The sequence below is a fragment of the Photobacterium pectinilyticum genome (assembly GCF_024357955.1).
GTDB lineage: Bacteria > Pseudomonadota > Gammaproteobacteria > Enterobacterales > Vibrionaceae > Photobacterium > Photobacterium pectinilyticum.
The window spans coordinates 1-21,369 of record NZ_JANEYT010000007.1; the positions used below are offsets into that span (position 1 = coordinate 1).

At 50.3% G+C, this 21,369-nt stretch carries 20 protein-coding genes and 7 tRNA genes; 14 read left to right on the top strand and 13 right to left on the bottom strand.

Translation table 11 applies throughout. The annotated features are described in order from the left end of the window. Positions 1–108 precede the first annotated feature (108 nt). From NHN17_RS04580 to lolB, 9 genes are all read right to left on the bottom strand, one after another. Positions 109–185: transfer RNA gene (locus NHN17_RS04580), tRNA-Met, on the bottom strand. A gap of 45 nt (positions 186–230) precedes the next feature. Next, positions 231–305: transfer RNA gene (locus NHN17_RS04585), tRNA-Gln, on the bottom strand. Positions 306–364: 59 nt separating this feature from the next. Beyond that, positions 365–449, bottom strand: a tRNA-Leu gene (locus NHN17_RS04590). Positions 450–480: 31 nt separating this feature from the next. After that, positions 481–557, bottom strand: a tRNA-Met gene (locus NHN17_RS04595). 325 nt (positions 558–882) lie between these two features. Then, on the bottom strand, positions 883–1,974 hold the full coding sequence (gene ychF / locus NHN17_RS04600) for a redox-regulated ATPase YchF (RefSeq protein WP_255040958.1): 1,092 nt from the start codon (positions 1,972–1,974) through the stop codon (positions 883–885). A gap of 90 nt (positions 1,975–2,064) precedes the next feature. Then, the gene (gene pth, locus NHN17_RS04605) at positions 2,065–2,655 is read right to left on the bottom strand and encodes an aminoacyl-tRNA hydrolase (protein WP_107350369.1); all 591 of its coding nucleotides are present in this window, start codon (positions 2,653–2,655) and stop codon (positions 2,065–2,067) included. A gap of 126 nt (positions 2,656–2,781) precedes the next feature. Continuing rightward, positions 2,782–3,729, bottom strand: a complete 948-nt coding sequence (locus tag NHN17_RS04610) for a ribose-phosphate pyrophosphokinase (protein WP_255040959.1) — start codon at positions 3,727–3,729, stop codon at positions 2,782–2,784. A gap of 32 nt (positions 3,730–3,761) precedes the next feature. Next, entirely contained in the window at positions 3,762–4,625 is an 864-nt protein-coding gene (gene ispE / locus NHN17_RS04615) for a 4-(cytidine 5'-diphospho)-2-C-methyl-D-erythritol kinase (protein ID WP_255040960.1), read from the bottom strand. An 8-nt stretch (positions 4,626–4,633) separates the two neighbouring features. Continuing rightward, positions 4,634–5,266 carry a lipoprotein insertase outer membrane protein LolB gene (gene lolB / locus NHN17_RS04620; RefSeq protein ID WP_255040961.1) on the bottom strand — a complete coding sequence of 211 codons (633 nt, stop codon included), beginning with the start codon at positions 5,264–5,266 and terminating at the stop codon, positions 4,634–4,636. A 245-nt stretch (positions 5,267–5,511) separates the two neighbouring features. Here lolB and hemA point away from each other — a divergent pair, with 245 nt between their 5' ends. Genes hemA through kdsA form a run of 6 tightly spaced genes read left to right on the top strand, consistent with a single transcriptional unit; the run spans position 5,512 to position 10,862 of the window. Beyond that, positions 5,512–6,774 (top strand): glutamyl-tRNA reductase, encoded by a 1,263-nt coding sequence (gene hemA, locus NHN17_RS04625; protein ID WP_255040962.1) that lies wholly within the window; start codon positions 5,512–5,514, stop codon positions 6,772–6,774. Between the two features lie 50 nt (positions 6,775–6,824). Then, complete coding sequence (gene prfA / locus NHN17_RS04630; RefSeq protein ID WP_255040963.1) at positions 6,825–7,913, top strand: peptide chain release factor 1; 1,089 nt, start codon at positions 6,825–6,827, stop codon at positions 7,911–7,913. Then, a complete protein-coding gene (gene prmC / locus NHN17_RS04635; RefSeq protein WP_255040964.1) occupies positions 7,913–8,761 on the top strand; it encodes a peptide chain release factor N(5)-glutamine methyltransferase in 849 nt (282 codons plus the stop codon). Before prfA ends, prmC begins: the two co-directional genes overlap by 1 nt. Before the next feature lie 14 nt (positions 8,762–8,775). Then, entirely contained in the window at positions 8,776–9,156 is a 381-nt protein-coding gene (locus NHN17_RS04640; protein WP_255040965.1) for a SirB2 family protein, read from the top strand. A 2-nt stretch (positions 9,157–9,158) separates the two neighbouring features. Beyond that, entirely contained in the window at positions 9,159–9,971 is an 813-nt protein-coding gene (locus NHN17_RS04645; protein WP_255040966.1) for a SirB1 family protein, read from the top strand. A 36-nt stretch (positions 9,972–10,007) separates the two neighbouring features. Then, entirely contained in the window at positions 10,008–10,862 is an 855-nt protein-coding gene (gene kdsA, locus NHN17_RS04650; RefSeq protein ID WP_255040967.1) for a 3-deoxy-8-phosphooctulonate synthase, read from the top strand. 71 nt (positions 10,863–10,933) lie between these two features. Here kdsA and NHN17_RS04655 read toward each other — a convergent pair whose 3' ends face one another. Beyond that, positions 10,934–12,817, bottom strand: coding sequence for a methyl-accepting chemotaxis protein (locus tag NHN17_RS04655; RefSeq protein WP_255040968.1), 1,884 nt, complete (start codon positions 12,815–12,817; stop codon positions 10,934–10,936). A gap of 329 nt (positions 12,818–13,146) precedes the next feature. Between NHN17_RS04655 and NHN17_RS04660 the strand changes: the two genes are divergently transcribed. The 5 genes from NHN17_RS04660 (at position 13,147) to NHN17_RS04680 (ending at position 18,676) form a co-directional block, all read left to right on the top strand. Next, complete coding sequence (locus tag NHN17_RS04660) at positions 13,147–14,508, top strand: Na+/H+ antiporter NhaC family protein (protein ID WP_255040969.1); 1,362 nt, start codon at positions 13,147–13,149, stop codon at positions 14,506–14,508. 213 nt (positions 14,509–14,721) lie between these two features. Then, positions 14,722–16,395 carry a bifunctional UDP-sugar hydrolase/5'-nucleotidase UshA gene (ushA, locus tag NHN17_RS04665; RefSeq protein WP_255040970.1) on the top strand — a complete coding sequence of 558 codons (1,674 nt, stop codon included), beginning with the start codon at positions 14,722–14,724 and terminating at the stop codon, positions 16,393–16,395. A gap of 113 nt (positions 16,396–16,508) precedes the next feature. Then, the gene (ybaK, locus tag NHN17_RS04670) at positions 16,509–16,985 is read left to right on the top strand and encodes a Cys-tRNA(Pro) deacylase (protein ID WP_255040971.1); all 477 of its coding nucleotides are present in this window, start codon (positions 16,509–16,511) and stop codon (positions 16,983–16,985) included. A gap of 41 nt (positions 16,986–17,026) precedes the next feature. Next, positions 17,027–17,935 carry a LysR family transcriptional regulator gene (locus NHN17_RS04675; protein ID WP_255040972.1) on the top strand — a complete coding sequence of 303 codons (909 nt, stop codon included), beginning with the start codon at positions 17,027–17,029 and terminating at the stop codon, positions 17,933–17,935. 126 nt (positions 17,936–18,061) lie between these two features. Then, positions 18,062–18,676: a LysE family translocator gene (locus NHN17_RS04680; RefSeq protein ID WP_255040973.1), complete on the top strand. Its 615-nt coding sequence runs from the start codon at positions 18,062–18,064 to the stop codon at positions 18,674–18,676. An 81-nt stretch (positions 18,677–18,757) separates the two neighbouring features. Here NHN17_RS04680 and smrA read toward each other — a convergent pair whose 3' ends face one another. Then, the gene (gene smrA, locus NHN17_RS04685; RefSeq protein WP_255040974.1) at positions 18,758–19,339 is read right to left on the bottom strand and encodes a DNA endonuclease SmrA; all 582 of its coding nucleotides are present in this window, start codon (positions 19,337–19,339) and stop codon (positions 18,758–18,760) included. A 194-nt stretch (positions 19,340–19,533) separates the two neighbouring features. After that, entirely contained in the window at positions 19,534–19,674 is a 141-nt protein-coding gene (locus NHN17_RS04690; protein ID WP_006232775.1) for a DUF3149 domain-containing protein, read from the bottom strand. Positions 19,675–19,960: 286 nt separating this feature from the next. Between NHN17_RS04690 and NHN17_RS04695 the strand changes: the two genes are divergently transcribed. From NHN17_RS04695 to NHN17_RS04705, 3 genes are all read left to right on the top strand, one after another. Beyond that, a tRNA-Pro gene (locus NHN17_RS04695) sits at positions 19,961–20,037 on the top strand. A gap of 61 nt (positions 20,038–20,098) precedes the next feature. Further along, positions 20,099–20,175, top strand: a tRNA-Pro gene (locus NHN17_RS04700). A 61-nt stretch (positions 20,176–20,236) separates the two neighbouring features. Continuing rightward, positions 20,237–20,313 (top strand) — tRNA-Pro (locus tag NHN17_RS04705). A 90-nt stretch (positions 20,314–20,403) separates the two neighbouring features. Here the strand turns inward: NHN17_RS04705 and NHN17_RS04710 are convergent. After that, positions 20,404–21,267, bottom strand: coding sequence for a TraB/GumN family protein (locus tag NHN17_RS04710; protein ID WP_255040975.1), 864 nt, complete (start codon positions 21,265–21,267; stop codon positions 20,404–20,406). Positions 21,268–21,369: the final 102 nt, after the last annotated feature.

Consider the following 21,369-nt stretch of genomic DNA (forward strand, 5'->3'; position numbering starts at 1 on the left):
AAGGAGAGACTTGAACTCTCACACCTTGCGGCGCCAGAACCTAAATCTGGTGCGTCTACCAATTTCGCCACTTCCGCATGTTTTGTGTCTCACCATAAAGGAGAGAAATGGTGGCTACGACGGGATTCGAACCTGTGACCCCATCATTATGAGTGATGTGCTCTAACCAGCTGAGCTACGTAGCCATCATGGGTTGCCGACTATACTAGTAATCCACAACCTTGTAAAGTTGGCAGGTCTACCTGGATTCGAACCAGGGAATGGCGGCATCAAAAGCCGCTGCCTTACCGCTTGGCGATAGACCTGCAGTTGCTCTTTTCAGAGACTTGTTTTCCTAATCAAGCAAAAGCTCATTAAGAAAAGATGGTGCGGAAGGAGAGACTTGAACTCTCACACCTTGCGGCGCCAGAACCTAAATCTGGTGCGTCTACCAATTTCGCCACTTCCGCACATTGTATTTCGCTTCCTGAGGAAGAGAAATGGTGGCTACGACGGGATTCGAACCTGTGACCCCATCATTATGAGTGATGTGCTCTAACCAGCTGAGCTACGTAGCCATTTTGTTGTTTTCCAAGCCGTCTGCCTATCTGGCCGCCGTCTCGGGAACGGGGCGCATTATGCTCATACCAGCCAAAAGCGTCAACAGTTTTTTTGATTATCTTGAAAAAACCCGCTTGTTCGTTGGTTATTTGGACGAACTGGGCGTTTGCCGTGCTAAACAACTGCTTTTATGCGTTTTAGCCCGTCTGAAAGCGATAAAACAACATTGGCCATGTAAAACAATATTGCCATACCGAGCGAAGCGAAGGCTAGTACGCCGACAAAAAAGAAAACCAGCGCTAAGGCTGGCTTTCTGAGAGGTTAAAAAAGCGTTGAGCTTAATTACACATTGAAACGGAAGTGGACAACATCACCGTCTTTAACGATGTAGTCTTTACCTTCCAGACGCCACTTGCCTGCTTCTTTCGCGCCGCTTTCACCGTTGAACTCGATAAAGTTGTCGTAACCGACCACTTCTGCACGGATAAAGCCTTTTTCGAAGTCGGTGTGGATCTTACCTGCTGCTTGAGGTGCGGTTGCACCAACAGGGATTGTCCATGCACGCACTTCCTTCACACCCGCTGTGAAGTAAGTTTGTAGTTCCAATAGCTCGTAACCCGAGCGGATCACACGGTTTAGGCCCGGTTCTTCGATACCCATGTCAGACAGGAACTCTTCACGGTCAGCATCGTCAAGCTCTGCAATTTCAGATTCGATAGCGGCACATACAGCAACCACAACCGCATTTTCTTTCTCTGCAAGCTCGCGCACCATATCTAGGTATTCGTTATCTTCGAAACCGTCTTCGCTTACGTTGGCAATGTACATGGTTGGCTTAAGCGTCAGGAAGTTCAGGTAGCTGATTGCAGCAAACTCTTCTTTGCTTAGCTCGATTGAGCGTGCCATACCACCTTCGGTTAGGGTTGGCAGCATTTTTTCCAGTACAGCGATTTCGAATTTGGCATCTTTATCACCGCCTTTGGCGCGCTTGGCCTGGCGTTGGATTGCACGCTCACAGGTATCAAGATCCGACAGAGCAAGCTCTAGGTTGATCACTTCGATATCGTCGATCGGGTTGATCTTACCTGCGACGTGAATGATGTTGTCATTTTCGAAGCAACGAACAACGTGGCCGATTGCATCCGTTTCGCGGATGTTGGCCAGGAATTTGTTACCCAGGCCTTCACCTTTGGATGCACCAGCAACTAGGCCGGCGATATCAACGAATTCCATCGTTGTCGGCAGGATGCGCTCAGGGTTAACGATAGCTGCCAGGGCATCAAGACGCAGATCCGGCACCGGCACAACGCCTGTGTTTGGTTCGATAGTACAGAACGGGAAGTTCGCTGCCTCGATCCCTGCTTTTGTCAGGGCGTTGAAAAGAGTGGACTTACCTACGTTAGGCAGGCCGACGATTCCGCATTTAAAACCCATGGTGTGAAACCCTTTTGGTAGTTGTTCGGTAAAACAGTCCGGCAGACTTGCTGCCGAAAAATAAATTCAGTATTGACTACAGTATCCGGCTTATACAGCTTTGAATGAATGTAGTCGATTTTGGGCCTTGTTTAAGCCATCTTTGAGCAAAATATCCATACAGCGTACCGCTTCATCAACGGCGGCATCGATATTTTCCTGCTCTTTAGCTGGTGCCTTGCCAAGAACAAAACCCGCGACCTTGTTCTTATCACCTGGGTGGCCGATACCCACACGTAGGCGGTAAAAATCTTTGTTGTTACCCATTTTGCTGATGATGTCACGCAAGCCGTTATGGCCACCGTGACCACCACCTTTCTTGAACTTGGCCACACCCGGTGGGAGATCAAGCTCATCGTGGGCAACCAGGATTTCTTCTGGTTTTATTTGGAAAAACTTCGCCAGAGCAGCAACCGATTTACCCGAGAGGTTCATGTAGGTCGACGGGATCAACAAGCGAAGATCCTGCCCATTGGTCTGGATCCGGGCTGTTTGGCCAAAATACTTGGCTTCTTCTCGTAGGCTGACATTGTGTACACGGGCCAGCTCTTCTACGATCCAGGCACCGGCATTGTGACGGGTCCTGGCATATTCGGCTCCGGGGTTTGCTAGGCCAACAAGTAAGCGAATATTGTTACTCACACTGATCTCTCAAGTCTAGGGGCTGTAAAATCGCGCGCCATATTATATCAAATTAGGCAAAATTGATATCTTAACGAAAAACGCCCCGCACAAGGCGAGGCGTTGGATCTCTTTGGCGGTCCAGAATTAGTGCTGGAACATCGCTGAGATTGACTCTTCGTTGCTGATGCGACGGATTGCTTCAGCAAGCATACCTGATAGCGTCAGAACCGATACACGGCCAGTGTCAACGATTTCCTGAGTCAAAGGAATTGAGTCAGTTACGATCACTTCGTCAATCACAGACTCACGAATGTTCTGTGGCGCGCTGCCAGAGAAGACAGGGTGCGTTGCGTAAGCGAATACGCGCTTAGCACCACGATCTTTTAGGGCTTCAGCTGCTTTACACAGTGTACCGCCAGTATCGATCATGTCATCAACGATGATGCAGTCGCGGCCTTCAACGTCACCGATCAGGTGCATTACCTGAGAAACGTTAGCGCGTGGACGACGCTTGTCGATGATAGCGATATCTGTGTCGTCAAGTAGCTTCGCGATAGCGCGGGCACGGACAACACCACCGATATCTGGAGAAACAACAACTGGATCTTCCAGGTTCTTCGCCAGAATGTCTTCTAGTAGTACAGGGCTACCGAACACGTTATCTACAGGAACATCGAAGAAGCCCTGGATTTGCTCAGCGTGTAGGTCAACAGTCAGAACGCGGTCAACACCCACGTTAGACAGGAAGTCGGCAACGACTTTAGCCGTGATTGGCACACGGGCAGAACGGACGCGGCGGTCTTGGCGAGCATAACCGAAGTAAGGGATTACAGCGGTGATACGGCCTGCAGAAGCACGGCGTAGCGCATCGATCATAACAACCAGTTCCATTAGGTTGTCATTGGTTGGCGCACAAGTAGATTGAATGATAAATACGTCGCTACCACGAACGTTTTCATTAATCTGAACACAGACTTCACCGTCGGAAAAACGGTTAACTGTTGCGTCTCCTAGAGAAATGTAAAGACGATCAGCAATGCGTTGGGCTAGTTCTGGTGTCGCGTTACCAGCAAACAGCTTCATATCAGGCACGGTGGAAACCTCAGGTTGCGTCCAAGTTGTAGTTACTGACAATCCATAGAATGTGCGTTCAAGGCTGTCAAAAGGGGAGATGTGTTGACACCTTTTGCGACAAATCCTTGGAGCCAGTCAGGTAAATTTTTCAGGGCTGCAGTGGCCGCTTCGGGAGTGCTAAATTCAGCAAACACGCAAGCGCCAGTGCCGGTCAATCTCGACGGCGCGTATTCTAACAGCCACGAAAGCGCCTTATCAACCTCAGGGTGCAGTGATCTGACGATTTTTTCGCAATCGTTTTCGTAAACCCCTGCTAACAGTGCATTTAAAGACCGTTTTTTACTGTCCCTTTTTAGCCCGGGGTGGGTGAAAATATCAACTGTAGCAATATTTACCTCTGGTTTGACAACCAGATACCACATTTCTTTCGGTTCTGCCGGTTGCAATTCTTCGCCCACACCCTCAGCAAAAGCACTCAGGCCTCGGACAAATACTGGGACATCGGCTCCCAATGTCAAGCCGAGTTTGGCCAGTTCGTCAATGCTTAGGTTGGTTTGCCATAAGTAATTGAGAGCGACCAGGGTGGTAGCAGCATCGGAGGAGCCGCCGCCGAGGCCACCGCCCATCGGTAAAATTTTGTCGATATGGATGTCGGCCCCAGCCTGGATCCCTGCCCGTTGGCGCAGTGCATCCGCGGCACGGTAGATCAGGTTATCCTCGGTTTTCACACCATCAATTGCCGGAGATAGGGTGATTTCATTGCCGTCCTTGGCAGTAATGGTCAAGGTATCGCTATGATCGAGAAACTGGAACAGGGTCTGCAGTTCATGGTAGCCATCCGCGCGGCGGCCGGTGATATAGAGAAATAAGTTCAGCTTGGCCGGTGCCGGCCATTGGGTGGTGCGGGTGATCATAGCGTACTCTAGTTAATGGACCATTGATGGATAATAAGGGTAATGCTCGCGCCAGTCGTGCTCAAGACCATACGCTTGGGCAGTGCCGGGCTGACAGAGTAGTCGTACTCGTTGTAGTCGAGTTGCCACAGTTTACCGTCAACACGCTTAGCCAGGTAGCCAACGCGATTTTCATCATTGAGTTGGTAGGTATCGGCTGCAGTCGGTAAGCCGATGAGCCAGTCGCGCATCTGCTCAATCGGCAAGTTAATACCTGTCAGGCTGGAAACCAGCTCACTGGCATTGGTACCCTGATGGGTTTTTCCTGAATTGTCGACTAAGGTCACGCGACTTGGAGTAGCATCAAGTTTTAACAGGGTCGAACCCAAGAAGTTCGTCAGTAATAGGTGGTCTTGTGCCGGCGCGGTTTCCCAAACCAAATTGGCGCCGAAACGCTGCTTACCTTTGTAGCCGAGCTTTCCTTTAGCCTGATAGCTGGAGAGTGCCTGAAGAGCCTGTTCATGGTTATCCCAGTCGGTTTGGCTTGTCTGCGGTGCTTGGGTGGCACAGCCAGCCAGTAGTGACAGAATAAGGGCTAACCATGGTGCTTTACGGGGAATGCGGGCAAAAGGATGTCGGGCATGTCGCAATAATGACATCATCGTTATCACTTTTTTATTGAGTATTGTTGGCAAACAATAGCGGTTAAAACTTAATATTTCCAACTCCTTCTCTCGGAAAAAGGCAGGTGGCTATCACTCTTTTTTCCTATCCTTTGAATAATTGAATGCTAATTTATGTGGGTTATTGCCATGTAGATTCGATATGCGTTCTTTAATTAAGCGGGGGCATCAAGTAAAATCCGCCCTTAAATCATATTTCATCGGCGAAGTGGTACACCGTCTCCATGACATTGCTTGCACTAGGAATAAACCATAAAACAGCCTCGGTAGACTTGCGTGAGCGGGTTGCGTTTTCGCCTGAAAAGATGAAACAGGCCTTGAACCAGCTGGGAAACCATCCAGAGGTCCATAGTGGGGTGATTGTCTCAACTTGCAACCGTACAGAGCTATATTGTGATGTGACGCAGCAAGGCCCCGGGCTTATGATTGATTGGTTGAGTAAGTTTCACCAGATCAATACCGAAGAGCTGATGACAAGCCTGTACTTTCATGAGGAGCAGGCCGCTGTCCGGCATTTGATGCGGGTATCTTGCGGGCTCGATTCGCTGGTATTGGGCGAACCTCAGATCCTCGGCCAGGTTAAACAGTCTTATTCTGATTCCCGAGAAAGCCAAGTTATTCAGGGGATGCTGGAAAAACTGTTTCATAAAACGTTCACCGTGGCAAAGCGGGTTCGTACTGAAACTGATATTGGCGGCAACGCGGTATCGGTGGCTTTTGCTGCCTGTACACTGGCGAAACAGATTTTCGAATCGCTTGAAGAGGCCACCGTGTTGTTGGTCGGTGCGGGCGAGACGATTGAGCTTGTTTCCCGACATTTAGTCGAACAAGGCTGCAACCGCTTGATAGTAGCCAACCGAACCAAGGAGCGGGCAGAAAACCTTGCGCGCGAATTCGGTGCTGAGGTGATCAGTTTGCCGGAGATCCCAGAGCACTTACACCGGGCTGATATCGTGATTAGCTCAACGGCCAGTCCGCTGCCGATCATTGGTAAGGGGATGGTCGAGAAAGCCATCAAGGCTCGCCGTCATCAACCTATGCTGTTGGTGGATATTGCTGTTCCCCGCGATATTGAGCAAGAAGTGGGTGAGCTTAGCGACGCATACCTTTACTCGGTTGATGATTTGCACAGTATTGTTGAGAAAAACCGTGAACAGCGTAAAGTGGCGGCCATACAGGCTGAAGCAATCGTCAGTGAAGAAAGCGCGGCGTTCATGAGTTGGATCCGTTCGCTCGAAGCGGTTGACAGTATTCGCCAGTACCGTTGTCAGGCCGAAGAGCTCAAGTCAGATCTGCTAACTCGCAGTTTGCAGGCACTGTCCAATGGCGGGGACCCTGAGAAAGTGTTGGTGGAATTCAGTAACAAGTTGACCAACAAACTTATCCACGCGCCTACCCGTGCTATGCAGCAGGCGGCCAAAGAGGGTGAGCCAGAAAAGCTGGCCGTGATCCGTGAAACGCTCGGTTTAGATATCGGCAAGAATTAATTCGGGCAGGGAACCTTCCCTGCCTTTAATGGAATACAGTAGAAATCTATATGAAACCTTCAATTTTAGTGAAATTAGAAACGCTGGTTGAGCGTTATGAAGAAGTCCAGCACTTACTCAGTGATCCAGAGGTCATTGGTAACCAGGACAAGTTCCGTGCGCTTTCCCGTGAATATTCACAGCTGGAGGAAGTCACCAAGTGCTTCCAGGCTTACCAGCAAGCCAAAGAAGATTTGGAAACTGCTGAAGAGATGGCCAACGAAGACGATCCTGAAATGCGTGAAATGGCGCAAGAGGAAGTCAAGGAAGCTAAAGCGGTGATCATCCGCCTTGAAGACGAACTTCAAGTTCTACTGATCCCTAAAGATCCAAACGATGAACGTAACTGTTTTGTTGAAATCCGTGCCGGTGCTGGTGGTGATGAGGCTGGTATCTTCGCCGGTGATCTATTCCGTATGTACAGCAAATTCGCTGAATCACGCGGCTGGCGCATCGAAGTGATGAGTGCCAACGCTTCTGAGCAAGGTGGTTACAAGGAAATGATCGCTAAAATCAGTGGCGAAGCCGTATACGGTACGATGAAGTTTGAATCAGGTGGTCACCGTGTTCAGCGTGTACCTGCGACTGAATCTCAGGGCCGTGTTCATACTTCAGCTTGTACGGTTGCGGTACTGCCGGAAATTCCTGAGGCGGAAATCCCTGAAATCAATACCGGCGATTTGAAAATCGATACCTTCCGTGCTTCTGGTGCTGGTGGTCAGCACGTTAACACCACCGATTCCGCGATCCGTATTACTCACTTGCCAACCGGTATTGTTGTTGAGTGCCAGGATGAGCGTTCCCAGCACAAGAACAAAGCCAAGGCGATGTCAGTGCTGGCGGCCCGCATCATCAAGGCTGAGGAAGAGAAGCGCCATGCTGAAGAAGCGAGCACCCGCCGTAACCTGCTAGGCTCGGGCGATCGCTCTGACCGTATCCGTACCTACAACTACCCGCAGGGGCGTGTATCTGACCACCGTATCAACCTGACTATCTACCGCCTGAACGAAGTGATGGAAGGGGACATGAACAGCCTGATTCAGCCGGTACTGCAAGAGCATCAGGCCGATCAGCTAGCCGCAATGGCTGAGCAAAACTAATGACCGTGTCGATAGACGCCCAGCTCAAGCTGGCGGTGAAGACATTGATGGACGCGGGCTGTGACAGCCCGCATATCGATGCCGCCGTATTGCTGTGCCATGTGCTTGATAAGCCACGCAGCTATTTGCTGACTTGGCCTGAAAAAGAATTAGACGCCGCCCAGCTGGCAGCGTTTGAGGCTGTCATGGCCAGACGCCAGATCGGGGAGCCGGTCGCCTATATTGTCGGTGAACGTGAATTCTGGTCATTGCCATTGAAAGTCGCACCCCATACCTTGATCCCGCGCCCGGATACCGAAAGGTTGGTTGAGTTGGCACTGGAGAAGCTGCCAACGAGCGCTTGTGATGTGCTGGACTTAGGAACGGGAACCGGTGCCATTGCTTTAGCGCTGGCCTCAGAGCGGCGTGACATTGCGGTTACAGGTATTGACCTGCGGCCGGAAGCGGCAGCACTGGCCGAAGAAAACCGCGTCAACCTGCACATTACCAACGCCCGCTTTCTTTCAGGCAGCTGGTATAGCCCGCTGACAGAGCAAGAGCGCTTCTCTGTCATAGTCAGTAATCCGCCATACATTGACGGAGCAGACCCGCACCTTGAGCAGGGTGATGTCCGCTTTGAGCCCAAGAGTGCCTTGGTGGCAGAGGATCATGGCTTGGCTGATATCCAAGTGATCAGTGAGCAGGGGCGCCAACATCTTAAAAGAGGTGGTTGGTTACTGATGGAGCACGGTTACGAGCAAGGTGTGGCGGTACGTGAAATTTTAGAGGCGCTGGGGTACCAGCAGGTATCCACAGCACAGGACTATGCAGGCCTGGATCGTGTAACCATGGGCTGCTGGCAAGGATAGAGAGATAATAACTTATGTATACCGCTGTTAAACATCTACATATGCTGGCTATCGCCTTGAGTGTGACATTGTTTATTTTGCGTTACTGCTTGATGATGGCCAACTCGACCCTGAGCGATAAAAAGTTCATTAAAATTACCCCACATGTTGTTGATACGGTGTTGTTGCTGACCGGGGTAACGTTGATTTTCATTACCGGTTTCGTGCCGTTTACCGAAGCTGGTGGCTGGATGACGCAAAAGATTAGTTGCGTCTTGGCCTATATTGCACTTGGCTACTTCACCCTGAAGGTGGGGTCGAACAAGGTCTTTAAGACCTTTGCTTTTTTCGGCTCGCTGGGCTGGGTAATGGCAGCCGCTCAGATTGCAATGACCAAAACCTCTTTCCTAGGATAACCATGTTACGCTTTACCGAACAAGAACTGGAGCAGATGCCGCTGGTGGATGGCGCGGTTGCGATGACAGAAGCGGTGGATCCGCATTTCCCCGCAGGCTGGGTCAATATCCAGTTGGCACGCCTTGCCCAGGAGGCAGAGCATGCCTTGATGGATGAGCCGGACAGCTACTTACGTCTTGAAGGCTTGTTACGATTGTTTTACCGCGAGTGGGGCTTTATTGGCGATCACGAGCAGTATTTTTCATCAGAGAACGTATTTCTCGACAAGGTGCTCGAGCGTAAGAAAGGGATCCCGGTTACCTTGGGTGCCCTATTCCTATTCCTGGCGCATCGTCTGGACTTGCCGGTAAGTGCTGTGGGTTTTCCGACCCAGTTTATCCTGAAGGTCGAGTGGTACGGCAGCGAACCTCAGTACATTAACCCGTTTGATGGTGAGTACCTGAGCAAGCATATGATGGCTGCTTGGCTGAAAGGGCACAAGGGGCCCTTTAGCGAGTTGCGTAGTGAACACTTCGTCACGGCCGGTAATGGCGATATTTTGGCTCGCTGGCTAACCGTGATGAAAAGTGCCCTGCTGCGCGAGGGGCTGTTTGCCGAAGCGCTGCGCTGCAGTGATGTGGCTATTGGCGCTTTCCGTCCGGGAGACCCGCACGAAATCCGAGATCGCGGCTATATTTACCAGCAGCTGGAATGCAGCCATGCGGCAGTGTCGGATTACGAATATTTTATCGAGCAATGCCCTGAAGACCCAGCTGCTGAGCTGTTGAAAATTCAGGTTAAAGAACTCAACAAAGAGCCGCTGACCCTGCATTGATCCTTGCAGGCATAGGTTCAAAAATTAAGAGAGAAGATGATGGAACAGAAAGTTGTTCGCGTTGGCGATATTGATGTTGCCAATGATAAGCCGTTTGTCCTATTCGGCGGTATGAACGTATTGGAATCACGTGATTTAGCGATGCAGATCTGTGAAAAGTACGTTGAAGTGACAGACAAGCTAGGCATTCCTTATGTCTTCAAGGCTTCTTTCGACAAGGCAAACCGTTCTTCTGTGCATTCATACCGTGGTCCGGGTATGGAAGAAGGATTGAAGATCTTCCAAGAGCTGAAAGACACCTTTGGCGTGAAAATCATTACTGATATCCACGAGCAGTACCAGGCCCAGCCTGTTGCCGAAGTGGTTGACGTGATCCAACTTCCTGCCTTCTTAGCACGCCAGACTGACCTGGTTCAGGTGATGGCTAAGACTGGCGCTGTGATCAACGTGAAGAAGCCTCAGTTTATGAGTCCTGGTCAAGTGGGAAATATCGTTGAAAAATTCGCCGAGTGCGACAACGAAAATATCATCCTGTGTGAGCGTGGTGTGCTGCACGGTTATGACAACCTAGTGGTTGATATGCTAGGTTTTGACGTGATGAAGAAGGCTTCTAAAGGTAGCCCAATTATCTTTGACGTCACTCACGCCCTGCAGTGTCGCGATCCAAACGGTGCAGCCTCAGGTGGTCGTCGTGAGCAGACGGTTGATTTGGCTCGTTCTGGTTTGGCGACTAAGATTGCAGGCCTGTTCATGGAAGCGCACCCGACGCCGGATCAAGCGCGTTGCGATGGCCCGTCAGCGTTCCCGCTGGATAAGCTTGAGCCGTTCTTGAGTCAGCTGAAGCAGCTTGATGACCTGGTGAAAGGCTTCGAAGAGATTGAAATTAAATAAGGCTTAGCGGCTTTACTTATAAAAAAGGCGATACCTAGGTATCGCCTTTTTTGTTGCCGTTGGCTTGTCGCTTACAGCTTAAAGCGGCTGATTTCCTGCTGGAGCTGAAAGGATAGCTCCGACAGTTCTGCGGCTTGCTTGGCGGCCTCGTTGGCTTCTACTGCTAGCTCGTTGGAGACATCGCGGATCCCTTCGGTATTACGGGTAATTTCCGATGTCACAGATGATTGCTCTTCTGCCGCCGAGGCAATTTGAGTCGCCATATCATTGATGTTGGTAACGGCGCTGTTGATCTGCGACAGGCTAGCTGATGCGGAGTTGGCATCATCAACACTGGTCTCAGCCAGTTTGCGGCTGTCTTCCATGATCCCAACCGCTTTACCTGTGGTCTGCTGCAGGGTTTCGATCATCTGCTGGATTTCCTGTGTCGACGCATGTGTACGCTGACTCAGTACTCGTACTTCATCGGCAACCACGGCAAAGCCTCGTCCCTGCTCGCCGGCGCGGGCAGCCTCGATGGCGGCATTCAGTGCCAGCAGGTTGGTTTGCTCGGCAATCCCCTGAATGGTCGACAAAATAGTGTTGATGCTCTGGGCATGAGTATTCAGCTCGCTGATCACGCCGGTAGCCGTATCGACCTCGGTAGCAAGGCTGGTAATAGAGTGCTGACTCTGACCCACCTGGGTCGCACCATGATCAGACACATTCACCGTTTCACCTGCGGTGCGTGCCGTGTTGTCGGCGTTACCGGCAATTTCCTGCGTCGCTGCGGCCATTTCATTGATGGCTGTGGCCACCATATTGATTTCATCCTGTTGATGCTGGATGCGGGTGCTGCGCTCTTCTGCTTGCGAGGCGGTAATGTGTGCCTGCTGGGTCAACGAGTTCGACACATCGTTAAGCTTGCAGACCATGGCATGCATGTTGCCGACGAAGCGGTTGAAGTTATGGGCAAGTTGACCTACCTCATCATCGCTGCGCGGCTCTAGGCGTTGGGTTAAGTCACCTTCACCCGTCGCAATCTCAGCAAGTGCATCAGATACTCGCGCCAAGTCGCGGAATAGGTAGCCGACGAGGGTGGCGGTTATCGCAACGACTATCAGGGTGATCACTATGGCTGTGATAATAAGCTGGCGAAGCAGGGTTGTCTGGTTGGCTTGTTCCGTAGCGCGATCCATCTCTAGGCCCAGCACCCAGTCGGTACCCGGAACAGGTGCAAAGTAGAATAGTTTCTCTTCACCTTTAATGGTCGCGATTTCAATGCGGCCGTTACGGGCTGCATCATCAATCAGAGCCATGTTTAGCTCGTTGCTGAAGCGGTTGATAGGCTGGAGGATCAAAGACTCATCAGGGTGGGCAAGAAAGGTGTTGTCCTGTTTGTTGATCAGCATGGCGTAGGCATTTTTGCCGACATCCAAGTTGATCACATCACTGACTAGCTGGTCGATGAGCACATCGGCACCAACGACGCCCTGAAGACTACCGTTATTTCGTACCGGTTCGGCAATGGTGATCAGCAACGCATTGGTAATGGCATCACGATAGGCGGTGGTCACAATTTGGCGGTTGGCACTGACCGCATCGCCATACCATGGGCGGGTGCGGGGATCGTAGTCAGCACGGTTACGCTCTGGGTGGGAGCGGAACATCTCTCCGGCTGGTGTGCCGAAAAATATATCATCGAATCCGCCAGCTTTTCGGGCTAGCTGGAGATACGGCACCATGTTTTCTTCGGAGCTGTAATCATTGAATGAACTGGCAATATCACGGCGGATTTGCACCCAGTCGCCAATCCCTTCATTGGCTGCATGGGCGATACTCTCGGCACGGGCGTAAATGCCCTGACGGGTCTGGTCAAAAAGTTGGTCGGCAGCAAGCCAAGTAAGAGCCGTTGCCATAATCACAACGGCAAAAAGGCTGGCGCCGATGAGTTTCTGTTTCAAGGTTAATGTCATTGTATTTATCTCAATAACAGAGGGTGGGTAGGGGGTTGCGTGGCGGATTCTATAGCGATTTATTGCCTGTTGCACGGAAAAGTAGCCTTGGTCGAACATTTTTCAACCTGATGATTTATTATGACTTTGGGTTGACGAATTTACACCTGGCGGCGTCAATAAATTGTCGATCTATCGAGGGAATATGTGTGTTGTTACAGTAATACCTGATGAGTTTACTATTCTATGATTGGTGGTTTTTTTAGATGTTTAGACGTCTAGAAGTTGACGCGGCCATTAACAACACTTAGTCTAGACGCAATTTCTAAAATAGATGTCCTGTAGCCATCATGTCGAACACAACACAACATAACTCTAGTGAGCCAACTCCTTCAGCGTTGGCATTACTCCCTCTTGGGATCTTCTTAGCCTTGTTCATCGGTGTCGGTACGTACCTGACATTGCAAGGTGTAGATTTTGCTTTCTACCAACTGCCGGCACCGGTAGCTGCGCTGCCTGCTGTCATGGTGGCTATCTTGCTGAGTAAGGAAAAGCTCAACAAGGCGATTGAACAGTTCCTGCGTGGGGTAGGCCATAGCGATATTATTGCTATGTGCATGATTTACCTGTTGGCTGGTGCGTTTGCTTCTGTCGCTAAAGCGACGGGTGGCGTGGATGCCACGGTAAACCTTGGCCTTTCAATGCTGCCTGCCAGTATGATCCTGCCGGGTATTTTCGTGATTTCGGCCTTTATCGCAACAGCGATGGGGACCTCTATGGGGACAATTGCTGCTGTTGCACCTGTTGCTTTGGGTATCGCGCAAACTGCGGGTATGGATGTCGCCCTGACGGCCGGTGTGGTACTGAGCGGTGCGATGTTCGGTGACAACCTGTCGATTATTTCGGATACCACGATTGCCTCGACACGTTCGCAGGGCTGTCAGATGAAAGACAAGTTCCGTGAAAATATTCGTATTGCCTTACCTGCCGCTATTGCCGCTATTCTGCTGTTCATGTTCAGCAGTACGCCGACAGAAGTGCCAGCAAGTTCGGATGTTGAGTGGCTGAAAGTGCTGCCGTATATCACTATCTTGGTTTTAGCTGTGTCGGGCTTGAACGTCTTTGTTGTGCTGAGTATCGGTATTTTGCTCGCGGGTGGTATTGGTCTGTTTGGCACCCCGGATTACAGCCTGTCGACTTACGGTCAGGACATCTATGCCGGTTTCGGCAACATGCAAGAGATCTTCCTGCTGTCGATGCTTATTGGTGGCATGGGTGAGCTGATGCGCCGCCAGGGTGGCCTGGCTTACCTGACTCAATTGATCAGCAAGGTCATTCGTGTCTTTAGCAAGCAGCATTCGCAAGCCCAGAACTTGCGTGCCAGCGAGATGGGTATTGCCGGTTTGGTCGGTTTGACCAACTGCTGTACCGCGAACAATACTGTGGCGATTATTGTCTCTGGTGGGGTAGCGCGCGAGTTGGCAGAAGAGAACGGTGTGACCCCTCGTCGATCGGCAAGCTTGTTGGATATCTTCTCATGCGTGGTACAGGGTGTTTTGCCTTACGGTGCACAGGCGCTATTGCTGGGATCGGTATTTGGTTTGTCACCGTTAGAGGTTGTCAGCCACTCTTACTACTGTTTCTTCCTCGCTTTTGCAGCGATCACGGCGATCTTCCTTAAGCATCCAACTCGCAAGCCTGCGATTGCTTGATCGGTGGCCAGTTAAGTTAGAAAAATCCAAAGTAGTATCAGAAGCCTCACGCTAGTGAGGCTTTTTTTTGCTTGTTACTCCGGTGTTATGAAATTGCGATGTTCGTATAGTGATCTGGTCAACAGATTGATGAAAACCACACAACAGCGTGCAGTAAATAACTTAAACTGACGCTGTCAAATCAATCATATAACGAGATCAAGGTGACCCCCCATGAAGGAATGCTTTTTCACCAAGGCAGTGCTAACGGCTGCTATTCTGGCCTCATTGACAGGCTGTGCGAGTCAATCTGAAACAACAGCGCCATCTTGGCAGGCTGATCAAACGTACAAGATCACTATTCTCCATACCAACGATCACCATGGTCGTTTTTGGCAGAACTCCAACGGTGAGTACGGTATGGCGGCACGTAAGACGCTACTGGATCAGATCCGTGCAGAAGTGGCGGCTAAAGGCGGAACTACCCTGTTGCTTTCTGGGGGCGACATTAATACTGGTGTGCCAGAGTCAGACTTGCAGGATGCCGAGCCGGACTTCAAGGGCATGAATATGCTAGGTTACGATGCGATGGCACTGGGGAATCATGAGTTTGATAATCCGCTGGAAGTACTGCGCAAGCAGGAAGAGTGGGCTGAATTCCCGATGTTGTCTGCCAACATTTATGGCAAGGAAACTGGCGAGCGCCTGTTCCAGCCTTACCAGATCTTCGAACAGCAAGGCATTAAGATCGCGGTTGTCGGACTGACAACTGAAGATACGGCGAAAATAGGTAACCCTGAATATATCGGTGGTGTTGATTTCCGCGACCCTAAAGCAGAAGCTCAGAAGGTGATCGAAGAGCTGAAGGAAACCGAGAACCCAGACGTTATCATTGCGGCGACCCATATGGGTCACTACGCCAATGGTAACAACGGCATTAACGCACCGGGTGATGTTGCGCTTGCACGTTACCTACCTGCCGGTGAGTTAGATATGATTGTTGGTGGTCACTCCCAAGAGCCTGTGTGCATGGAAGGGCCTAACATGTACAACAAGAATTTTAATCCGGGTGATGCGTGTCAGCCAGATCAGCAAAATGGTACATGGATTGTCCAGGCTCACGAGTGGGGAAAGTATGTCGGTCGCGCTGATTTTGAGTTCCAGAACGGTGAACTTCAGATGGTTAGCTATGACTTGATCCCGGTTAACCTGAAGAAGAAAGTGACGTTGGCTGATGGTTCTAAACAGCGTGTTTTTATCCAAGATGAAATCGCCCAGGATACAGAGGTCAAAGCCTTCCTACAGCCATTCCAGGAACGTGGACAAGATCAGCTGAATATCAAGATCGCCGAATCTAACGGTAAACTTGAAGGTGATCGCAACGTGGTTCGTTTCCAGCAGACGAACCTAGGGCGTTTGATTGCGGCTTCTCACATGCAGCGTGCCAAGGCAGATTTTGCTGTGATGAACTCAGGCGGTGTGCGTGATTCTATTGCCGCGGGCGATATCACCTATAAGGATGTACTGACTGTTCAGCCGTTTGGCAACATTGTGACCTATACCGATATGCTGGGTAGCGAAGTGATGGACTATCTTAACGTGGTTGCCACCAAGCCGGTTGACTCGGGTGCTTATGCCCAGTTTTACGGTATTTCAATGGAGGTTACCAATGGTAAGGTTAGCAATGTATCGATCGGCGGCAAACCGCTAAGCCTGACTGAGACATACCGCTTTACAGTGCCGAGCTTCAACGCGGCGGGCGGTGATGGTTATCCTAAGCTGACCGATCACTTAGGCTATGTAAACACCGGTTTTGTGGATGCAGAAGTCCTGAAGGAATTCCTACAGACCAATAGCCCCATTGACGTGAATGCTTTCGCGGACAAAGGTGAGATGGTTTACCGCTAACGCTTACGGTAAATTGTTAAGTTAGAACGAAGCCCTGCTGATACAGGGCTTTTTGTTTTGGCATCAATTGCATTGGGCTATAGTAGATGCCTGTTATAGATAATGGAGTGGTTATGACCCCTGCTATCAACCTTGCCAAGAAAAAGAAAATCGCTCATACCATTCATCAGTACAAGCACGATCCGACCAACACCAATTTTGGTCTGGAGGCGGCAGAAGTTCTGGGGCAGGATCCGAGTCAGGTATTCAAAACCTTGCTGTTCTCTCTCAATAGCGATCCAAAAAAGTTGGCGGTTGCGATTGTGCCTGTCGCGGGGTTGCTCGATCTGAAAGCGGCCGCGAAGGCGGCTGGTGCCAAGAAGGCAGACATGGCCGATCCCCAAATAGCGGAAAAGACGACTGGATATATTGTCGGCGGGATCAGTCCGCTGGGGCAAAAAAAACGCTTGCCGACCTTTCTTGATGCCTCGGCCCAGCAGTTCGAAACTATCTGCGTCAGTGCCGGACGGCGGGGACTGGAAATCGAGTTGGCTCCCAGCGATTTGCTAGCACTGACGGGGGGACTGTTTGCCCCGTTGGCAAAACTGTAATTGGATCCAGAGACAAATACGTCTAAAGCGAAAGGCTGGCAATGCAGAACGTGAATTTGAACTTGCTGCGAACCTTACAGGTACTGCTGGAAGAGTCTCATGTTAGTCGCACGGCGGAGCGCCTGTGTGTAACCCAGTCAGCAGTCAGCCGCCAGCTGACTCAGCTGCGTGAGCTGTTCGGTGATCCTTTGCTGATAAGAGAAGGTAACCGCTTGTTGCCTACTCCCAAGGCGCTTCAACTGAAAGGCAAGGTTGATAATATCCTTGCTAGTTGCCAAGGGCTACTGGAAGAACCCGCATTTTCACCGCAGCAGTGGACAGGGCCGATGATCATGGCCTCCTCTGATTATGTTGCCCAATATATCCTGCCTGATATTGTCGAACGGGTGCAGCAGCAGGCGCCGCAGGTGAATATCAGTTACCGTTTGTGGTCACCGGAGTACTTATCTAATTTAGCTGATTTAGACATCCAGTTGGTATCGACCATGCTGCCGAAAATCCCAGAAGGGCTGTGCGGAGCTCTTATTGGCTCGGACTTTCCGGTGTGCGTGATGCGTGGGCAGCATCCTCTGGCCAATGAGCCTGAGCTGTCATTGGCACAGCTTGCTGGCTACCCGCATATGCGGGTGTCGGCGGGTGGGGATAAAGATAGCTTTGTCGAGCGGGAGCTCAAAGTACGGGGGCTGCATCGAGATGTTCAGTTTTCTGTTCCTTTCTTCAGTGCTGCCTTTCAAACCTTAGTACGCACCGATATGTTAATGGTGTTGCCCGAGCACATATCCCGTAATATGCAGGCTTGGTTTGATATAACTTATAAACCCTTGCCTATCCCGAAACCCACACATAGCTATTGGCTGCTCTGGCATCTCCGCTATGAAAATGACCCTGCCCACCGCTGGTTCCGCGAGCAAGTACTGATGGTGATGAAAAGCTCGATGTATTCGATTTAGGAGGGGGTTTATACGGTTATGATTTCAAATCATAACCATGATGATTTCTTTTGATTTCCTCGCATGGCATGTCGTTGTTAAAGTGTGTGATATCAAGGAAACACTGTAACCCACAGGAAAACAATAATGACACTCAGTATTTGGCTTTCGTTACTTATGATATGCATGCTAGGCGCAATGTCGCCGGGACCAAGTTTGGCTGTTGTTGCCAAGCACAGCTTGGCGGGAGGTCGCTTGCATGGGGTCGTGACGTCCTGGGCACACGCTGCGGGTGTTGGTGTTTATGCGCTGGTGACCTTGCTGGGCCTAGCGGTTGTACTCAAGCAGTCACCGATGCTGTTTAGTGTTATCACTTATGCGGGGGCAGGTTACTTAGCTTACCTTGGGGTCAATGCTTTGCGCTCTAAAGGTGGAGTCGCAGCGAAATTGGCTGCGGGCCAATCAACGAGCCTAGTGGAAGCTGCTCGCGATGGGGCAATGATTTCATTGCTCAACCCTAAGCTAGCCTTGTTTTTCCTGGCACTATTCAGCCAGTTTGTGGCGGTAGGGACGGAATTGAGCAGCCGAGCGATTATTGTGGCAACACCTCTGCTGGTGGATGGCATGTGGTACACCCTTATTGCTTTTGTTTTATCTAATCCGAAGGTATTAGATAAACTGCGTACCAAAGCGCAGATGATCGATAGGCTATCTGGCGTCGTGCTGATCCTGCTGGCGATGCGGGTTGTTGTTCAGGCTTAGTGCTTTAATATCCAGACTGGTATTCGAATGATAAAAAGGAGCTTCGGCTCCTTTTTTAGTTGGAGGATGTGTACCCTGGGTTTAACTTTGTCGCTTGCTATGACGCTCACGGTTTTCCTGCTTGCGCTCAGCGCTTTTTTTCAGCATGACATAGAGTGCACCGTTACCACCATGCTGGCGCAAGGCTGAGTGGAAACACATCACATCAGATATTTGTTCCAGCCAAGTGGCCACATAACTTTTCATCAGTGCTGGTGGGTTGGATTTCTCTCCTTTACCGTGAACAATCATCACAGTACGGATATCCATTCTTTGGCACTGGCGAAGAAAGTTGAGTACTTCATCACGCGCTTCTTTTAGGGTCTTGCGGTGTAGATCCAGTCGGGCATTGATATCGTATTTACCCAGACGAAGCTTACGGAATACGCCTTCTTGAACACCATCACGTTTAAACGCCAACATATCGTCAGGCTTGACCATTTTTGCGTAGTCTAAAGAAAGGTATTCAGGATCGCTGTCAGACAAGGTCTGTGCCGCAAGACGCCTTGCGAGGTGGGCTTCGGTGACTTGGTGCTTGTGGGCGACTTCGACTTTGTCCTGCTTGATAGGAGCGACATCAGCCATCATCTCTCGGAAGAGATCTAATTCATCGTTTTTAGACATGGTGTTCGTGGGTTGAAGGCATATAACTCGATTATATACCCAGCGACTTCTATACCCAAGTGACTTCAGTTGCTAAGGATTGCAATATGTTACAGGTGAGGGTGTGGTTAGAAATACGGATAGAAGAAAATAAATCCAGGGCCAAAACCGACAAGTTGGACCCTGGCGCAAGCAGATGACATTGCTAAATGGCTCTAGTGAGGAGAAGGTGCAGACAGTACCTTGTAAACAAAGTAACCGCCAAAAAAGAGCATTAATCCCAGCGTGATAAAGATAACGATCATTGACGACAGGCCGACGGCATTGCCAAAGAGGAGATCTAACCAAAAATCCATGTGTAATCCTTTAGGTCACGGGATAGTGGTCATAAGATAAACAATGCAGCGAAAATGTTGTGATGATCTGGATCAATGGTTTACAGGTTGTGTTAAGTTTGTGTTGGTGGGTGTGGTTGCGATCACTTTTTCGCCGGGGTTGGTAGTTCTGTGAGCAGTTGGTAGTGGTTTTTTTTAAAAATGTGCTTTTCTACTTGCGTAAAATCTTTTGCTGAGTAATATAAGCCACCTCAGCAACGAAGCTGATTCAAGTAGAGAGTTTACAAGACTTTTTATTTGTACTTGTCGGTGAATAGCGCAGCTTGGTAGCGCATCTGGTTTGGGACCAGAGGGTCGGGGGTTCGAATCCCTCTTCACCGACCACTATTAAATCTGTTGGTTTAGACCGGGCAGAATCATCTGATAAGATGTCAAACATATATGTCGGTGAATAGCGCAGCTTGGTAGCGCATCTGGTTTGGGACCAGAGGGTCGGGGGTTCGAATCCCTCTTCACCGACCACTATTAAATCTGTTGGTTTAGACCGGGCAGAATCATCTGATAAGATGTCAAACATATATGTCGGTGAATAGCGCAGCTTGGTAGCGCATCTGGTTTGGGACCAGAGGGTCGGGGGTTCGAATCCCTCTTCACCGACCACTATATAAAGCCTCAGTCGAAAGACTGGGGCTTTTTTCATTTCTGTGTCTGTTGAATAGCGCCGTTTGGTCGCGCATCTCTGGCCCTTTTTTAACCGCAAGAACCCTGCTCGCTTTGGCTCAGCTGCTTGATTGAAAAGCCCTGTTGCTTGAGCAGCTCGGGAAGCCCTTCCTCTCCCAATAGATGCATCGCACCGACCACGATCAAGAACTTACCCCGCTGATACGTCGGATCGTTTGTTAGTTGTTTTGCCCAGTCGTGGTTGCGGTCGTTGATAAGGGCAGCGTCGGTTTCGTCGGTGTACTGGCTGTCATCAAACAGGGTTGCGAGCTGTTGTTGATCTCCGGCCTGCCAGGCACTGATCAGACAAGAGAGCTGATTGGTCATCTCTTCCCACTCATTGACCGTCGTCATCAGAAGATCTTTACCGTGATCATCGAGTTGCTCCATCAAACGTAGTTGCTGTTCGATGCTTTCCAGCTCGAGGATAGGCATCTGTTTGGCCTGAGCGCGTTTGAGCAAGGTGATATCAATGCCTCTATCTGGACTCAGCCCAGCTTGCTCGGCCATCTTCATCTGTAGGCTGATGGCTGCCAACCAAGGTGGCGAGCTAAGCAGTGGTGAAGACGATATCCCAGCTTGTTTGGCAGTGGCAGCAAGCGACTGTTTCTCACTGTCTGTCAGCATCTGGGCCGTTGTTGCGATTGCTGGGTTGAGTTGTGCCGAGCTAGGTCTGAGGATATTGGCCTCAACGACGAGGGCATCGGCACTGTCCCAATGGGTGGTAAACGCTGTCGGCAGGGGGTAGAAGTTATCGTCACCGGCATGGATTGAGCCCAGGATGATAAATTGTCGATTGGCATTTTCAGCTTGCCAAACTAGAGGCTCGGCAACAACGCTGGTTGCGATGAAAGGCAGAAGTAACGCTGTATGGGTGAAGAGTGATTTCAGCATAGTGATCCTGTGAGCTGATATAACCAGTGATCTGTTTGTTATATCAGCTCATGACAGGGTCGGGTAGGCCTATTTTGGCTGGAGCCAGAACCACCAGACAAT

Coding starts and splice junctions, on each gene's coding strand:
- smrA (WP_255040974.1), bottom strand. CDS start 19,339: ATGTCTAAAAACGATGAATTAGATCTCTTCCGAGAGATGATGGCTGAT.
- ushA (WP_255040970.1), top strand. CDS start 14,722: ATGAAGGAATGCTTTTTCACCAAGGCAGTGCTAACGGCTGCTATTCTG.
- kdsA (WP_255040967.1), top strand. CDS start 10,008: ATGATGGAACAGAAAGTTGTTCGCGTTGGCGATATTGATGTTGCCAAT.
- lolB (WP_255040961.1), bottom strand. CDS start 5,266: ATGATGTCATTATTGCGACATGCCCGACATCCTTTTGCCCGCATTCCC.
- ychF (WP_255040958.1), bottom strand. CDS start 1,974: ATGGGTTTTAAATGCGGAATCGTCGGCCTGCCTAACGTAGGTAAGTCC.
- NHN17_RS04645 (WP_255040966.1), top strand. CDS start 9,159: ATGTTACGCTTTACCGAACAAGAACTGGAGCAGATGCCGCTGGTGGAT.
- NHN17_RS04640 (WP_255040965.1), top strand. CDS start 8,776: ATGTATACCGCTGTTAAACATCTACATATGCTGGCTATCGCCTTGAGT.
- NHN17_RS04680 (WP_255040973.1), top strand. CDS start 18,062: ATGACACTCAGTATTTGGCTTTCGTTACTTATGATATGCATGCTAGGC.
- hemA (WP_255040962.1), top strand. CDS start 5,512: ATGACATTGCTTGCACTAGGAATAAACCATAAAACAGCCTCGGTAGAC.
- NHN17_RS04710 (WP_255040975.1), bottom strand. CDS start 21,267: ATGCTGAAATCACTCTTCACCCATACAGCGTTACTTCTGCCTTTCATC.
- ybaK (WP_255040971.1), top strand. CDS start 16,509: ATGACCCCTGCTATCAACCTTGCCAAGAAAAAGAAAATCGCTCATACC.
- NHN17_RS04675 (WP_255040972.1), top strand. CDS start 17,027: ATGCAGAACGTGAATTTGAACTTGCTGCGAACCTTACAGGTACTGCTG.
- NHN17_RS04655 (WP_255040968.1), bottom strand. CDS start 12,817: ATGACATTAACCTTGAAACAGAAACTCATCGGCGCCAGCCTTTTTGCC.
- prfA (WP_255040963.1), top strand. CDS start 6,825: ATGAAACCTTCAATTTTAGTGAAATTAGAAACGCTGGTTGAGCGTTAT.
- NHN17_RS04690 (WP_006232775.1), bottom strand. CDS start 19,674: ATGGATTTTTGGTTAGATCTCCTCTTTGGCAATGCCGTCGGCCTGTCG.
- ispE (WP_255040960.1), bottom strand. CDS start 4,625: ATGATCACCCGCACCACCCAATGGCCGGCACCGGCCAAGCTGAACTTA.
- NHN17_RS04660 (WP_255040969.1), top strand. CDS start 13,147: ATGTCGAACACAACACAACATAACTCTAGTGAGCCAACTCCTTCAGCG.
- prmC (WP_255040964.1), top strand. CDS start 7,913: ATGACCGTGTCGATAGACGCCCAGCTCAAGCTGGCGGTGAAGACATTG.